Genomic DNA, 14394 nt, shown 5'->3' on the forward strand with positions numbered 1-14394 from the left:
CCGGAGACGACCAGCTTGAGCGGCGCGGCGGGCCAGGCGAGGTCCGGACCCGAGGGGTCCGGGGCGAGGAGGTCCGGCCGGGCAGGGTCCGGGGGAAAGAGCGGGCCAGTCATGCGCGCGCTCCGGTCAGGCGACGCAGCGCACCCAACAGACGCTGCACCAGCGGCGCCGAAGCCGCTGGCGCACTCCCGTCCATGCCGGGAGTGGGCGGGGGAGAGGCGGCGGTGAGGGGAGCCGCGACCGGGGCCGCCGCCCGTTGCGGCGCGATGAGATCGGCAGCGCGCAGCCGGTGCAGCGTTGCCAGGACCTCCGCTTCGGGGCGGGCCACCCGCGCGGCGAGTTCCGCGCCGCTGGCGCCCGCGAGCAGGTGCGGCGCCAGCAGGGACCAGGCGCCCTCCAGGGAAGCCGGGACGGGCAGCGCCGCTGCCGTGGGCACGAAGCGGGTGTCGGGGTGCGGCAACTGGTCCGGCGGAACCAGCAGTTCGGCCGACGCCTCAAGCAGTTCGGCCAGCCGCAGGTCGTAGAAGTGCGGAGCCGCAGCCGGAAAGTCCCGTTTCTGGAACTCGAAGGCTCCCCGGCCCTGCGCCCGCAGCTCGCGCAGGATGTCGCGGACCTGCGCCGGCTGCTGCACCGGAAAGCCGTCCAGGTACGCGGCGCGCAGGTGTCCCCGGATCAGCAGCAGTTCCAGCGTGCGGCTCTGGTAGGCCTCGTGAAAAAACAGGGTCCCGGTCTGGGATCTGAGGACCTTTGCCAGATCGGTGAGTGCGTGGTGTTCCAGATCACCGAAGAGGGCCATGTCAACTCCTTTCAGGGGCGGGGGGGCAGGGCGAGAAGGGCCGAGCAGCCCCCAGAGAGGCGAAAGCCCCGGGGAAACTGGAGAGGCCTGTCTATGGTTGGCTGCTGAAAGGAGTTCTACCCCTCTAAAAATCACAGGTTCATCACACTTCATGTCGAACGGTTCGAACTCGAAACAGCAAGCCGTCTGACAGGGCCTTTTTTGTGTGTCTCCCCCTGTCTGGGGGGGGCCGGGTGGGCACGCAGGCGCCAGAGCCGCCCTCCCGCGCGGAGGGCCAGTCCCCACGTCTCAAGCCCTCAGGGGACCGACCCAGCCAGGGCCAGCAAAGCGGCTGCCCTGGCTCTGGAAGTCACGTGGTTTGGAGGCGCGCCGGGGCCGACGGGCAGAGGAGAGAGGGGCGCTCCCTCAGGCCGTCCTCCAGGGCAACGCGGTGCTGGCCCGGCTCCCGGCATGGCGCGCCCGGCCTGAGGCGCCAGACCGTGAGCTATCGTGAGACCCGGGTGAGAAACCGCGAGACCGGCCTTACAGCACCCCGCCGCCCAGGAACAGCCGCAGCGCCGCGAGGGCGATCAGCACCAGGTTGAGGACCTGGCCCGGTCGGCTGCGGCCCACCGCGCCGAAGATCAGCCCCAGGATCGCAAGCGGCAGGGTCAGGAACCAGTTGGTCCAGCCCAGCAGAGGGATAAAGCCCAGCAGCAGCGCGAGAGCGGCCAGGACACCGGCGACGATCGACAACGTGTTCCACATAGACGTTCCTCCGGGTGTCTCCCCCCAGGTCTCTCCAGTCCGTGTCCGCTGCGCCCGATATACCACAGTGCGGCGGCCTCCTCCGGCCCCGGCCCGCGCCGTCCGACCCGGCCGAACCGTGAGGCGGAGATTTGCACGCTTTCTTGGGCCTCTCACTTTTCAGACAGTTTGCTCCCCCACGCTAGGCGGGTCCCCCCTCATCCTCAGTCTTCCCGACTGCCGATCTCTCTGCGTTGTTTCAGGAAGGGGCAAGAACGATGGCCGACGCCCGACCGTTCCGTTATCAGGCGACTTTTCAGGACCCTGGGCAGGCGAAAGACGACTTTGCCGCCGTCTCGGCGCTGCACCGGACCGGGCTGCTGGGCACCTACGGGGCCGCCCTGATCACCCGGGACCCAGGCTCGGGGGAGGTGTGGCTGTCCACCCGCGCGCTGCCTGCCGAGCGTAGCGCGGTGCTGGGCGCCGTGCTCGGCCTGCTGCTGGGGCGGCTGCTGAGGGCCTCGCTGCTGCTCTCGGCCGCCGCCGGGGCGCTCGCGGGGGGCGTGACCGGGCACCTGCGCGCCGGGCTGCCGCGCCGGGAACTGCAAGCCCTCGCCGCCACCCTCGCGCCCGGCGAGTCGGCGGTGGTGGTGGTCGGGGAGTCGCGGCTGGAAGAGGCGCTGCGGCAGGCGGGGGAGCGCGCGGCCCGGCGGCTCGCGCGGCGGCGGGAGGAGGTGCGGCAGATCAACCGGCAAGGGGAAGAAGCGGCCCAGCGAACAGGCGCCTGACCTTGGGCCGCATCCTCCCCCTTCCCCTCGTCTCCCAGGAGTCCACCCATGACCACCACCACTCCCCTGCGCATCCTCGGCATCGCGGGCAGCCTGCGCGAGGGGTCCTACAACCGCGCCACCCTGCGCGCCGCGACCGAACTCGTCCCGGACGGCGCCGTCATCGAGACCTTCGAGCTGAACGGCCTCCCCGCCTACAACCAGGACGAGGAGCGAAACCCGCCCGAGAAGGTCAGGGAACTCAAGCGCCGCATCCGCGAGGCCGACGCCCTGCTGATCGTGACGCCCGAGTACAACTACTCCATTCCCGGCGTGCTGAAAAATGCCATTGACTGGGCCTCGCGGCCCTACGGCGACAACTCCTTCGACGGCAAACCGGCGGCGATCATGGGGGCCAGCATCGGTTCCATCGCCACGGCGCGGGCGCAGTACGACCTGCGGAAGATGTTCGTGTACCTCAACGTCTTCGCGCTCAACCAGCCGGAGGTGATGATCGGCCACGCCCAGGACCGCTTCGACGAGGAGGGCAACCTGATCGACGAGACGACCCGCGCCTTCATCCGTCAGCAGCTCGAAGCCCTCATCAAGTGGACGCGGCGGCTGGAGCGGGGCAAGGAGGGGGCATGACCGAGGGCGCGAACGCGATGGCCGCCCAGGGGATGACGCTGGACTACACGGGCGAGGTGGTCCTCGTGACCGGGGGCAGCACGGGCATCGGGCGGGCGACCTCCCTCGCCTTTGCCCGCCAGGGGGCGCGGGTGGTCATCGGCGACCTCGCCGACGAGGCCAATGAGACTGTCGAGATGATCAGGGATGGCGTCTGCGTCAACGCCCCCGCCCCCGGCCTGGTCGAGACGCCCATGACCCGGCGCTGGCTGGACGACCCCGAGATGCGGCGGGGGGCCGTCCTCGCCGGGCCGCCGGAGGAGATGAGCGGCATGGTGCTCTTTCTCTGCTCGCCGCTGGCCTCCTTCGCCACCGGACAGGTGTTCGTCGTGGACGGCGGGCAGACCGCGCACTGACTTCTCTGCGGGAGGAACCCGACATGACCCAGAACAGCGACCTCGGCCCCGCCCCCCGCTCGTCCTCGCTGCGTGCCGCTGCCCGTTCCTCGTGGGGCTGGACGGTGGCGCGCGGCGTGCTGACCCTGATCTTCGGCATCCTCGCGCTGATCTGGCCGGGCGCGGCCTTCCTGTCGCTCGCCATCGTATTCGGCGCCTACGCCTTCGTGGACGGCGTCGCCACGCTGATCGGCGGCTTTGCCTCACGCTCGGGGGGCGTGCGCTGGCCCCTGATCCTCAGCGGGGTGCTGGGCATCGTCGCGGGGGTCATCACCTTCGTCAACCCCGGCGCGACCGTGCTGGCGCTGCTGTGGTTGATCGCCGCCTGGGCGCTGGTGCGCGGCATTCTGGAGATCGTCGCGGCGATCCGCTGGCGGGCAGAGATTCCCGGGGCGGGCGAATGGCTGGTCGGCCTCAGCGGCCTGCTGCTCGTGATCCTGGGCCTCCTGCTCTTGTTCAACCCGCTCGCCGGGATCATCACGACCGCGTACCTGATCGGCTTTTACGCCGTCCTGGCGGGCATCGTGCTGATCCTGCTGGGCTTCCGGCTGCGGAACCTGTAGGCCGCCTGAGCGCGGTGGGCCAGGCCCAGGGAGTGTGAAGTCAGACACAAGGTGGGCGCCAGAAAGTGTGGGAGCCGCTGCGCCTCAGTTGACACGAACAGCGCCAGACGCCCACGACGCGCGCCTGAAGGAGGCCCGGCCCATGACCCGTTCGTCCTCTCCCGCTCCAGCCCAGGGCCAGCCCCCTGCCCCCGCTCCTTTCCCCCAGATGGTCTGGATTCCCGGCGGCACCTTCCGCATGGGTTCGGACAGGTTCTACCCCGAGGAGCGCCCCGCCCACCGCGTCACCGTGGACGGCTTCTGGATGGACGAGCACCCGGTCACCAACGGCGAGTTCGCCCGCTTCGTGGGGGCCACCGGGTACGTCACCGTGGCCGAGCGGGCGCCGAACCCGGCGGACTATCCGGGCGCCGACCCGGCCCTGCTGGTGCCCGGCTCGCTGGTCTTTCGCCCGCCGCCGCACCGCGTCAGCCTGCGCGATCTCGGCGCGTGGTGGGCCTACGTCCCCGGCGCGTGCTGGAAGCACCCCGAGGGACCGGGCAGTACCCTCGACGGACGCTACCGCCACCCCGCCGTCCACCTCGCCTTTGAAGACGCCGCCGCCTACGCCGCCTGGATGGGCAAGACCCTCCCCACCGAGGCCGAGTGGGAATTCGCCGCGCGGGGTGGGCTGGAGGGCGCCACCTACGTGTGGGGCGACGAGTTCGCGCCGGGGGGGCACCAGATGGCGAACACCTGGCAGGGCGAGTTCCCGTGGCTGAACCTGGAACTCGACGGCTACGCGGGCACCTCCCCGGTGTGCATCTTCCCGCCGGGCGGCTACGGCCTCTACGACATGGCGGGCAACGTGTGGGAGTGGACGAGCGACTTCTTCCGGCCCCGTCACCCGGGCGAGGTGGGGGAGGCCTGTTGCATCCCCCGCAACCCCCGGGTGGACTCGGCACAGGGGAGCCATGCCCACGACGGACCTGACTCGCACATCCCCCGCCGGGTCCTCAAGGGCGGCTCGCACCTGTGCGCCCCGAACTTCTGCCTGCGTTACCGCCCGGCGGCCCGCCAGGGCGAGGCGGTGGACACGTCCACGGGTCACATCGGTTTTCGCTGCATCGTCCGGGCGACGTGAGGTCCGGCGAGGGAGGAACGTATGGGCTGTCTGTTCGGTATTTTCGCGGGTCTGTTTCCCCGTCTGGGCGTGCTGCTGATCTGGCTGGCGCGGCCCGTCCTGTTCACCGCTGCGTTCGGCGGGGCATGATTGCTGCCGATCCTCGGGGTGATCTTCCTGCCCTTCACCACGCTGCTGTACGTCCTGCTGTGGACCCCGCTGGGGTTGCCGCCGCTGAGCTGGCTGTGGCTGATCCTGGCGGTGCTGCTGGACCTGGGAAGCTGGGGCAGCACGGGCTACGCCAACCGCGACCGCTACGTCAGGCGGCGGGCGTGAGGGGCACCCATGTTTGAGTTCCTGCAACGGCTCGCCGGGTTCACCGTCCCGATCTTCGTGATCGCCACCATGCTCAACGTCGGCCTGACCCAGAAGCCGTCGGACATCGTGCGCTACTGGAAGGAGTGGCCCTTCGTCCTCAAGATGTTGCTGGCGAACTTCGTGCTGGCGCCGCTGGTGATGGTTCTGGCGACAAACTTTTTTACCTTCGACCCGGCGCTGGAGGCGGGCCTGCTGATCTTCGCGCTGTGCGCCGGGGCGCCCTTCCTGATCAAGCTCACCCAGGCGTCCGAGCACGACATCGCCCTGGGTGCCGCCACCATGCTGCTGCTGATGGTGGGCACGGTGATCTACGCGCCGCTGGTGCTGCCCCTGGTGCTGGAGGGCGTGTCCGTGGACGCCTGGGCGGTCGCGCGCGCGCTTTTCCTGCAATTGCTGCTCCCCATCGCCGTCGGGATGCTGCTGGTGCAGTTTCTGGAGGGATTCGCGGGGGCGATCCAGCCCTGGGCAGCCAAGATCGGCAATTACGCCCTGTACGTGGTGCTCGGTGCCACGTTGATCGGCTACCTGCCCAACATGCTGAACATCGTGGGGACGGGGGCCATCCTGCTCGGCGTCGTGTTCGTGCTGGTGGCGTTTGGCATCGGGTACGTGCTGGGCAAGGGCGAGGACCACACCGAGGACGTGGGCGGCCTGGGCACCGCGCAGCGCAACACTGCCGCCGGACTGATCATCGCCACCCAGAACTTCACCGACCCCAACGTGCTGGTGATCCTGACCCTCGCCAACACCATCGGCATCGTCATGCTGCTCTTCCTCGCCCGCAGGCTCAGCCGCGACAACGAGGGCCAGACCGAGAAAGCCTGATCGTCACCCATCTCGTGGGGCAGCTCACGGCGGGAAATTCAGGGAGGGAACCGTATGACGAAAGAAAACGGCGGGAACGAACAGAAGAAAGCACAGCTCAAGGACGGACAGCGCGGCGGAGGGCAGCGGCCTAACATCCTCGTTCTGTGCATCGATCAGTGGGACGTGCACATGAAGCTGCCCGACGGGGTCGAGTTGCCCGCCCTGGAGCGCCTCCAGCAACAGGGCGTCACCTTCGACCGCCACTACTGCACCGTGCCCATCTGCACGCCGAGCCGCGCGACGATGTGGACCGGGCAGCACGCCAAGAAAGTCGGGCTGTGGGACAACACCAACTTCGCCTGGATTCCGCACGGCCTCTCGCCCGACGTGCCCACGCTGGGGACCATGCTGCGCGAGCAGGGCTACCACACGGTCTTCAAGGGCAAGTGGCATCTCAGCGAGTCGCAGCCCGGCGAGGACATGCTCGAACCGTACGGCTTTTCCGACTACCAGGGCTGGGGCGACATGTTCGGCTCTCCCCTTCAGGGCGAGATGCTCGACGGCACCGTCGCCATGCACGCGGTGGACTGGCTGGAGAACAAGGCGCCGGACGTGGACCAGCCCTGGCTCTTGGTCGCCAGCATGGTCAACCCGCACGACATCATGTACTTCTACTCGGACCCCGAGGCCGAGTTCCGGTGGGGCGAGGGCGAGCCGATCATGCGGCCCAAGCTCCACGGGGCGCAACAGCTCGGCTTCTTCGAGGACTGGGACCCCGAGCTGCCCGCCAACCTCCACGACGACCTCTCGGGGCAGCCGCCCGGCGTGCGCTCCTACCAGGAGAATATCCGCCTCACGTATGGGGCACCGCCCGAGAGCCGCGACGACCTGTGGAAGGCGCGGCGCAACTACCTCATCAACTGCATGCGCCTCGTGGACGCCGAGTTTCAGAAGGTTCTGGACGCGCTCGACCGCCGGGGCCTGTGGGAGAACACCATCGTGATCTACACCAGCGATCACGGCGAGATGAACGGCGCCCACCAGATGCACCAGAAGGGCGCCATCCACTACGACGAGGCCGCCGTGGTCAACCTGACGGCGGTGGTGCCGGGCGGGCCGCAGGGGGAGAAGACCGGCTCGGTCGGCTCGCACCTCGACCTCGTGCCCACGCTGCTCGACTTCGCGGGGGTGAGCGAGGAGGAGCGGCACTCGCGGTATCCGCAGCTCAGGGGGCGGTCCCTGCGCGGGGTGATCCAGCAGCCCGATCAGACGGGGCCGCGCGGCAGCGCCCAGCAGCCGGGCGACGGGGCGCTGATCACGTGGGACGGCCTGAACATGCTCGACCCGCAGTGGAACGCCACCGGGGCAATGGGCGGCCTCACGGACCTGGGCCTGGACGAGGCGGGGCTGAAAGAGGCCCTGCGCAAGACGGGGGAGGAGTACGGGGCGCCGGACTTCTCGCGCCGGACCTTTTTCCGCGCGGTCGTGGACGGGCGCTACAAGCTGGTGCGCTGGTTCAGCCCGGAAGAGTATGTCCAGCCGGGCACCCTGAACGAGCTGTACGCCCGCAGCGACGTGACCCTGCACGACCTGCGCGACGACCCCGGCGAGATGGAAAACCTCGGCAGCCTGGACCACCCGGGGTACGACCCGGCGCTCGTGGGGCAGATGCTCGGCAAGCTCACGGCCCTGATCGAGCACGAGCTGGGCGAGGACGACTGCCCCTTCGACCTGAACATGTTCGGCACGCGCGAGGTGAAGGACAAGCAGGCGAAGGCCGGGGCGAGCGGGGATGACTGACCGGGGCACCCCCACCAGAGGAAGCGTCCCGCCCCCATGAGCGGCCTCAACTTCCGTACCCTCCCCAACGACCTCGTCGCCGGGCTGGTCAACGGCGTGGCGAGCGTGCCGTCCAGCATGGCGACGGCGGCCTTGGCGGGCGTCAACCCGGTCTATGGCCTGTACGCCATCACCGTCGCGCCAGCGGTGGGAAGCCTCCTCGCCAGCTCGCAGATGATGCAGGTGGCGACCACCGGGGCGTCCGCCCTGACCGCGAGCCAGGCCATCGCGGGCTACTCGGGGGGCCAGCGGGCCGAGGCACTGTTCCTGGTCGTCGCGCTCGCGGGGGCCTTTCTGGTGCTGTTCGGGCTGCTGAAGGCCGGGCGGCTGGTGCGCTACGTCTCCTACCCGGTGATGACCGCCTTTCTCTCCGGGGTGGCGCTCGTGCTCGTCTTCGACCAGTCGGCCCAGCTCGTCGGTTACAGCCCCCAGGGCCAGACCAGCCTCGGGGAATTCGCCGATCTGCTGCGGAATGTCGGCCAGATCAGCCTTCAGTCCACCGTCGTCGGGCTGCTCGCGCTCGCCATCATCGTGGGGCTGTCGCGGACGCGGCTGAGCAACGTCTCCTCGCTCGTCGGGCTGGCGATTCCGACCGCCATCGTCGCGTTCTGGCGGCCCGCCGACGTGCAGATCGTGTCGGACGTGAGCACGATCCCGCGCGGCCTGCCGCCGTTCGGGCTGCCGGACCTCGGCCTGCTCTCGGCCAACCTGATCTTCTCGGCGTTCGCCCTCGCGGTCGTCGTCGCCATCCAGGGCGCGGGCATCAGCCAGAGTTACCGGAACCCGGACGGCAGCCCGGCCAACGCCTCCCGCGACATGTTCGCGCAGGGGGCGGCCAACATCGCCGGAAGCCTGGTCTCCGGGATGCCCACCGGCGGCTCGGTCGGTCAGACCGCGCTGAACGTCAGCGCCGGGGCGAAAAGCCGCCTGGCGGGCATCTTCCACAGCCTGTCCATGCTGGCGATCATCCTGCTGGTGCCCGGCCTGGTGAGCCTGGTCCCCATGCCCGTGCTTGCCGCCGTGATGATCGTGGCCGGGGTGGGCGCGATCCGCTTCGCGGACATCGGCTTCATCTGGCGCACTGCCGGTTCGGGCCGCTGGGTGCTGGCCGTGACCTTCCTGGCGACGCTGCTCGTCTCGGTGGCGGCGGCGGTCGCGGTCGGGGTGGTGACGGCCATCGTGTTCAACTTCTACTCCGCGACCCGGACGGTGCAGGTGCGGGCGCTCGTGCAGCAGGAGGACGGCGAGATTCACATCGTGGACCCGCCCAGGGAACTGCCGAGCCGCAGCGTCACCGTGCTCGAGGTCTACGGCAGCCTCTTTTTCGCGGCGGCCCGCACGCTCGGGGACCTGTTGCCGAAGCCTGGCGGGGCCGAGCGCCCGGTGGTGGTCTTGCGGCTGCGCGGCAACTACCAGATCGGGTCCACGCTGATCGAGGTGCTGAACGACTACGCGCACAACCTGGCCCAGGCGGGGGGTCGCCTCTACCTGGTCGGCATGGACGAACAGATGAGTGCCCGCCTCCAGCGCGCCCGCCGGTTCGATCTCGACCAGGAGGTCGTCATCATTCCGGCGAGCGATGTCCTGGGGGGGTCAACGCGGGAGGCGGTGTCGGCGGCAGCGGAGTGGCTGCGTCAATCTGGAGACAACGTGGACGTGAGTGACGAAGTGGCGGCATGGAAGGATTAAGGCGTGGGGCGGTGTTAAGCGGGCGGGCTGTGCCTCAGCGGTTTGTCCGTCTCTTTCCTGAGGCTGCCCCGCCCGTCCACCCCCTCTCCTGCGGAGCTGCACCAGTCTGCTTCGCAGCTCTCCGAGTCCCAACCTCTTCCCTCACCAGGGACGGGCGGCAGGGAGGGCGACCGTGAGTGACCCGATGCCCGCCACCGCCAAGGCCGCCCCCGGCGAGTCGCGCTGGAGCAAACTGCGGCAGGACACCGTCGCCGGGCTGATCAACGCCGTCGTGAGCGTGCCCGACGGGCTGGCCTCGGCGGCGCTGGCGGGGGTGAATCCGGTCTACGGCCTCTACACCAGCATCGCTGCGCCGGTCGCCGGGAGCGCCCTGGTCAGCGCCCAACTGATGCAGATTTCTACCACCACTGCCTCGGCCCTGGCGGCGGGGCAGGCCATCGCGGGCTACCCGGCGGCCCAGCGCGACGGGGCGCTGTTCCTGCTCGTCCTGCTCGTCGGCGTGTTCCTGGCGATCTTCGGCGTACTGCGGCTCGGGAGGCTGGTGCGCTTCGTCTCGCACGCGGTGATGACCGGCTTCCTGACCGGGGTGGCGGCGGTGCTCGTCCTCGATCAGCTCGCGCCGCTGGTGGGGTACAGCCCACGGGGTGCCAACGAGATCGTGCAGTTCGTGGACCTGCTGCGCAATCCCGCGCAGTTCAACGTGCCCACCATCCTGACCGGCGTGGTGGCCCTCGCCCTCGTCTTCGGGCTGGCGCGGACCCGGCTCGCCACGCTGGCCTCCCTGGTCGCGCTGGTCGTGCCGACGCTGCTGGCCGTTCTGTTGGGCTGGGGGGCGGTGGAGCAGGTGGCGGACGTCAGCCCCATTCCGCGCGGCCTGCCCACGCTGACGCTGCCGAACCTCTCGCTGCTCTCGGTGCCGCTGCTGCTGGCGGCCTTCTCGCTCGCGGTGGTGATCGCCGTGCAGGGGGCGGGGGTCAGCCAGAGCGTGGAGAACCCCGACGGGCGCCCGGTCAACCCCTCGCGGGACATGATCGCGCAGGGCGTGGCGAACGCGGCGAGCGGCCTGCTCTCCGGCATCCCGGCGGGTGGCTCGGTCGGGCAGACGGCACTGAACGTCAGCGTGGGCGCCCGCACCCGCTGGGCGGGCATTTTCGGCGGCGTCTGGATGCTCGCCATCGTGCTGCTGTTCCCCAGTCTCGTCGGGCGGGTGCCGATGGCGGTGCTTGCGGCGCTGATGATCCAGGCGGGGATCAGCGCGATCAACACGCGCGAGGTGCGCTCCATCTGGAAGACGGGCGGCGCGGCGCGCTGGTCGATCCTGGTGACCTTCGTGGCGACGCTGCTCCTGTCGGTACCCGTCGCGGTCGCAGTGGGCGTGGGGCTGACGGTCATCCTGTTCCTGTCCTCGTCCGCGAGCGACGTGACCGTGCGCGAGCGCGTCACCCTGCCCGACGGGCGCGTGGCCGAGGTTGTCCCGCCGAAGACCCTGCCCAGCGAGGAGATCACCGTGCTCGACGTGTACGGCAGCCTCTTTTTCGCGGGGGCGCGGACGTTGCGGGAAGTGTTGCCCAGCCCCCAGGGCAGCGCCCGTCCGGCGGTGGTGCTGCGCCTGCGGGGCCGCACGCGGGTGGGCGCCACCCTGATCGAGGTGCTCGACGACTACGCCGACGACCTCGCGGAGGTGGGCGGGCGGCTGTACCTCAGCGGGGTGGACGAGGACGTGGGCGAGCAACTGCGGGAGGCGGGCAAGCTCGACATGGGCGGTTCCGTTCATGTGGTGCCCGCCGGGGAGGTGGTCGGGGACTCGACTGCGCAGGCGGTGGCCTCCGCGAGTGGTTGGCTGGGCAGCACGCGGCAGGGCACGCCGCGGATGAAGCGGGCGTAGGAGACCAGGAGGCAGCATGTTTCAACAGCTTCAACAATGGGCTGTCCAGATCGAGACGTTTCTCGACTACGACCGCAGCGTGTCCGACGTGGGCGGGTTCGAGATGGCCCTGCGGACGATCCTGATCTACCTCTTCTCGCTGTTTCTGGTCCGGATCGGGAGCAAACGCTTCCTGAACCAGGCGTCGGCCTTCGACGTGATCATCGGCATCATGCTCGGCTCGGTGATGAGCCGCGCGATCAACTCCTCGGCGCCGCTCTTTCCCACGCTGGGCGCGGGGCTGGTCCTGATCGGCCTGCACGCGCTCCTCGTCCGGCTGGCTTACCGCAGTGGCTGGTTCGGCCCGCTCGTCAAGGGCAACCCGGTGCTGCTGATCAAGGACGGCCAGCTCCAGATGGAGGGACTGCGGGAAACCGGCGTCGCCAGGAACGACCTCGACCAGGCGCTGCGGCTGCAAGGCCGGACGACGGACCCGTCCGACATCAAACTCGCCTACCTGGAGCGCAACGGCCAGATCAGCATGGTCTCCCAGGACAGCGGGCCGCGCGTGCTGGAGGTGAAGGTGGAAGATGGGGTGCAGACGGTCCGCATCCGGCTGGAGTAGTTGGCAGGGCGCGTAGCCGGGAAGGGAGATGGGGACGGGGCAACCAGGCGCGGAGGCACAGGACAGACGACCAAGAGCAGCACAGGGAGGGAAAAGCTATGGACCTGGGGTTGAACGGCAAAACGGCGCTCGTCACGGGCGCAGGCTCCGGCATCGGGCGGGCGGTGGCGCTCGCTTTCGCGGCGGAGGGCGCGAACGTCGTCCTGACCGACCTGAAGCAGGAGGGCATGGACGAGACGCTGCGGCTGATGCGGCAGGCAGGCTCCGGTGAGGGCGCGACCCTGATCGCGGACGCGGGGAGTCCTGAGGACCACCAGCGGGCTGTGGACCTGGCCGTGGAGCGCTTCGGCGGCCTGCACGCCGCCTGCAACAACGCCGGGATCGGCGGCGAGACGAACCCGGTGGCCGACCTCAGCCCGGAAGGCTTCCGCAAGGTCATTGAAGTCAACCTGCTGGGCGTCTTTTACGGGATGCACGCGCAGATTCCCGCCATGCTGCGCGGCGAGGGCGGGGCCATCGTGAACATCGCCTCGATCCTGGGGCAGGTGGGCTGGGAGAACTCCTCGCCCTACGTGTCCTCCAAGCACGGCGTGGTGGGCCTGACCCGCTCGGCGGCGCTGGAGTACGCGCAAAAGGGCGTGCGGGTGAACGCGGTCGGCCCCGGCTTCATCCAGACCCCGATTCTGGGCCAAGACCAGGCGGCGCTCGACCACCTGGCCTCGCTGCACCCGATGGGCCGGATGGGGCAGCCGGAGGAGATCGCCAACCTCGTCGTCTTCCTGTGCAGCCCCCGCGCCAGCCTGATGATCGGGGGCTACTACCCGGCGGACGGCGGCTACCTGGCGAAGTAGGGAGCGGGGGCTGAGAGGGGCGGAGGGGCAAGCGGCCCCCGCTGGGCCTGCCGGAACCCCGGCGCGGGGTCCCGACAGGCCCTGAAAGGGCGCCCACCTCTGCCCCGCCAGAACGCCTCTCGGAGGCGGCACGTTCGTCCCTCAGACTTCGCCCCCGAAAGGTCACCATTCATGCAAAAACCACCCCCCGTCCGGATCGTCAACCTGCTGCCCAGCGCCCTGATCGTGGTCGGCGTGCTGCTGCTGCTGAGCTTTTTCGGGCGGGTCAGTTCGGCGCTGCTGGCGGTCACGCTGGCGGTGCTGCTGGCGACCGCCCTGAATCCGGTGGTGGTCTTTTTCGAGCGGTGGATGCCGCGCGGGGTGGCCGCCGTGCTGACCGTGCTGCTGGTGCTGGGGGGTCTGCTGGGCCTGGTGTGGCTGGCGGTGCCGCCCATCGCCGCGCAGTTTGCCGACCTGCTTCAGGGGCTGCCCAGAGACGCCGCGCAACTGGAGGGCCTCTTGCGCGAGTGGCTGGACCGCACGCCGCAGCTGGCCGCCCTGGCGCAGCAGATCGACCTGGACGCCCTGGCCCGGCGCGCGGTGGGGTGGCTCTCCAACCTGTTTCCCGTGCTGCTCTCGGTCACCGGGGCGGTGGCGTCCTTTCTGGTGCTGGCGGTGGTCACCTTCATCACGCTGCTGTTCGCGCTGAGCAACCCCGTGCCCCTGATCAACGGCGTCCTGGGCGCGCTTCCGCAGCGTCACCGCCCGCAGGCCAGAGAGGCGCTGGCGAACGTGCTCAACCAGATGGGCGCCTGGGGCCGGGCGCAGGTGCTGGTCATGCTGATTATCGGCGTGGGCATGGCCGCCGGGCTGTACCTGCTGGGCGTCGAGAACTGGCTGGTCTTCGGGGTGATCAGCGCCCTCGGGGAACTGATTCCGAACCTCGGCCCGGTGCTCGCCGCCGTTCCGCCGGTCCTCTTTACCCTGCTGGGCGATCCGCAGCTGGCCTTCTATGTCGCCGCCTACGCCGTCGTGCTGCAACAGGTCGAGGGCAACCTGATCGTGCCCCTGCTGATGGGCAAGGCCGCCGAGATGCATCCCTTCTCGATCACGGTGGGGGCGGTGCTGTTCGGCAGCGTCTTCGGGCTGGTGGGCGCGGTGCTGGCCGTGCCTTTTTTGATCGTGATCAAGGCCGTCTACGAGACTTTCTACCTCGACCGGCAGCCGGAGGTGTCCGAACAGAAGACCGAGGACCTGATTCACGGCGAACTGGCGCAGGCGGCGCCCGAGCAGGGCGGGCCAAAGGATCGGCCCTGAGGCCAGCGG

The 14394-nt window shown here is 69.7% G+C and carries 15 protein-coding genes; 13 read left to right on the top strand and 2 right to left on the bottom strand.

Annotated elements, in window-relative coordinates; translation table 11 throughout:
- Window positions 1–109: 109 nt before the first annotated feature.
- Both HNQ09_RS10215 and HNQ09_RS10220 read right to left on the bottom strand, forming a co-directional pair.
- On the bottom strand, window positions 110–796 hold the full coding sequence (locus tag HNQ09_RS10215; protein WP_184028726.1) for a hypothetical protein: 687 nt from the start codon (window positions 794–796) through the stop codon (window positions 110–112).
- A 522-nt stretch (window positions 797–1318) separates the two neighbouring features.
- Window positions 1319–1543, bottom strand: a complete 225-nt coding sequence (locus HNQ09_RS10220) for a hypothetical protein (RefSeq protein ID WP_184028729.1) — start codon at window positions 1541–1543, stop codon at window positions 1319–1321.
- Between the two features lie 257 nt (window positions 1544–1800).
- On the opposite strand from HNQ09_RS10220, the gene HNQ09_RS10225 reads away from it, so the two are divergent.
- The 13 genes from HNQ09_RS10225 (at window position 1801) to HNQ09_RS10285 (ending at window position 14385) form a co-directional block, all read left to right on the top strand.
- Complete coding sequence (locus HNQ09_RS10225) at window positions 1801–2310, top strand: DUF1269 domain-containing protein (protein WP_184028733.1); 510 nt, start codon at window positions 1801–1803, stop codon at window positions 2308–2310.
- A gap of 48 nt (window positions 2311–2358) precedes the next feature.
- Window positions 2359–2937 carry an NADPH-dependent FMN reductase gene (locus HNQ09_RS10230; RefSeq protein WP_184028736.1) on the top strand — a complete coding sequence of 193 codons (579 nt, stop codon included), beginning with the start codon at window positions 2359–2361 and terminating at the stop codon, window positions 2935–2937.
- Window positions 2934–3332, top strand: coding sequence for an SDR family oxidoreductase (locus tag HNQ09_RS10235; RefSeq protein ID WP_221269746.1), 399 nt, complete (start codon window positions 2934–2936; stop codon window positions 3330–3332). The genes HNQ09_RS10230 and HNQ09_RS10235 overlap by 4 nt, the downstream gene beginning before the upstream one ends.
- Window positions 3333–3355: 23 nt before the next feature.
- Window positions 3356–3934, top strand: coding sequence for an HdeD family acid-resistance protein (locus tag HNQ09_RS10240; protein ID WP_184028739.1), 579 nt, complete (start codon window positions 3356–3358; stop codon window positions 3932–3934).
- A gap of 142 nt (window positions 3935–4076) precedes the next feature.
- A complete protein-coding gene (locus tag HNQ09_RS10245) occupies window positions 4077–5057 on the top strand; it encodes a formylglycine-generating enzyme family protein (RefSeq protein ID WP_246363284.1) in 981 nt (326 codons plus the stop codon).
- A 129-nt stretch (window positions 5058–5186) separates the two neighbouring features.
- The gene (locus HNQ09_RS18680) at window positions 5187–5372 is read left to right on the top strand and encodes a hypothetical protein (protein WP_221269747.1); all 186 of its coding nucleotides are present in this window, start codon (window positions 5187–5189) and stop codon (window positions 5370–5372) included.
- A gap of 9 nt (window positions 5373–5381) precedes the next feature.
- Complete coding sequence (locus HNQ09_RS10255) at window positions 5382–6239, top strand: bile acid:sodium symporter family protein (RefSeq protein WP_184028742.1); 858 nt, start codon at window positions 5382–5384, stop codon at window positions 6237–6239.
- A gap of 54 nt (window positions 6240–6293) precedes the next feature.
- Entirely contained in the window at window positions 6294–8021 is a 1728-nt protein-coding gene (locus tag HNQ09_RS10260) for a sulfatase-like hydrolase/transferase (protein WP_184028745.1), read from the top strand.
- A gap of 36 nt (window positions 8022–8057) precedes the next feature.
- Window positions 8058–9749, top strand: coding sequence for a SulP family inorganic anion transporter (locus HNQ09_RS10265; RefSeq protein ID WP_184028748.1), 1692 nt, complete (start codon window positions 8058–8060; stop codon window positions 9747–9749).
- A gap of 172 nt (window positions 9750–9921) precedes the next feature.
- The gene (locus tag HNQ09_RS10270; RefSeq protein ID WP_221269748.1) at window positions 9922–11634 is read left to right on the top strand and encodes a SulP family inorganic anion transporter; all 1713 of its coding nucleotides are present in this window, start codon (window positions 9922–9924) and stop codon (window positions 11632–11634) included.
- A 16-nt stretch (window positions 11635–11650) separates the two neighbouring features.
- Window positions 11651–12238, top strand: a complete 588-nt coding sequence (locus tag HNQ09_RS10275; RefSeq protein WP_184028751.1) for a DUF421 domain-containing protein — start codon at window positions 11651–11653, stop codon at window positions 12236–12238.
- 98 nt (window positions 12239–12336) lie between these two features.
- On the top strand, window positions 12337–13089 hold the full coding sequence (locus tag HNQ09_RS10280) for an SDR family NAD(P)-dependent oxidoreductase (protein WP_184028754.1): 753 nt from the start codon (window positions 12337–12339) through the stop codon (window positions 13087–13089).
- A gap of 171 nt (window positions 13090–13260) precedes the next feature.
- The gene (locus HNQ09_RS10285) at window positions 13261–14385 is read left to right on the top strand and encodes an AI-2E family transporter (RefSeq protein WP_184028757.1); all 1125 of its coding nucleotides are present in this window, start codon (window positions 13261–13263) and stop codon (window positions 14383–14385) included.
- Window positions 14386–14394 lie beyond the last annotated feature (9 nt).

This window comes from Deinococcus budaensis (assembly GCF_014201885.1).
GTDB lineage: Bacteria > Deinococcota > Deinococci > Deinococcales > Deinococcaceae > Deinococcus > Deinococcus budaensis.

Bases quoted from the DNA above. Each gene is read 5' to 3' on its own strand.
- HNQ09_RS10215 (WP_184028726.1), bottom strand. From the start codon at position 796: ATGGCCCTCTTCGGTGATCTGGAACACCACGCACTCACCGATCTGGCA.
- HNQ09_RS10220 (WP_184028729.1), bottom strand. From the start codon at position 1,543: ATGTGGAACACGTTGTCGATCGTCGCCGGTGTCCTGGCCGCTCTCGCG.
- HNQ09_RS10225 (WP_184028733.1), top strand. From the start codon at position 1,801: ATGGCCGACGCCCGACCGTTCCGTTATCAGGCGACTTTTCAGGACCCT.
- HNQ09_RS10230 (WP_184028736.1), top strand. From the start codon at position 2,359: ATGACCACCACCACTCCCCTGCGCATCCTCGGCATCGCGGGCAGCCTG.
- HNQ09_RS10235 (WP_221269746.1), top strand. From the start codon at position 2,934: ATGACCGAGGGCGCGAACGCGATGGCCGCCCAGGGGATGACGCTGGAC.
- HNQ09_RS10240 (WP_184028739.1), top strand. From the start codon at position 3,356: ATGACCCAGAACAGCGACCTCGGCCCCGCCCCCCGCTCGTCCTCGCTG.
- HNQ09_RS10245 (WP_246363284.1), top strand. From the start codon at position 4,077: ATGACCCGTTCGTCCTCTCCCGCTCCAGCCCAGGGCCAGCCCCCTGCC.
- HNQ09_RS10255 (WP_184028742.1), top strand. From the start codon at position 5,382: ATGTTTGAGTTCCTGCAACGGCTCGCCGGGTTCACCGTCCCGATCTTC.
- HNQ09_RS10260 (WP_184028745.1), top strand. From the start codon at position 6,294: ATGACGAAAGAAAACGGCGGGAACGAACAGAAGAAAGCACAGCTCAAG.
- HNQ09_RS10265 (WP_184028748.1), top strand. From the start codon at position 8,058: ATGAGCGGCCTCAACTTCCGTACCCTCCCCAACGACCTCGTCGCCGGG.
- HNQ09_RS10275 (WP_184028751.1), top strand. From the start codon at position 11,651: ATGTTTCAACAGCTTCAACAATGGGCTGTCCAGATCGAGACGTTTCTC.
- HNQ09_RS10280 (WP_184028754.1), top strand. From the start codon at position 12,337: ATGGACCTGGGGTTGAACGGCAAAACGGCGCTCGTCACGGGCGCAGGC.
- HNQ09_RS10285 (WP_184028757.1), top strand. From the start codon at position 13,261: ATGCAAAAACCACCCCCCGTCCGGATCGTCAACCTGCTGCCCAGCGCC.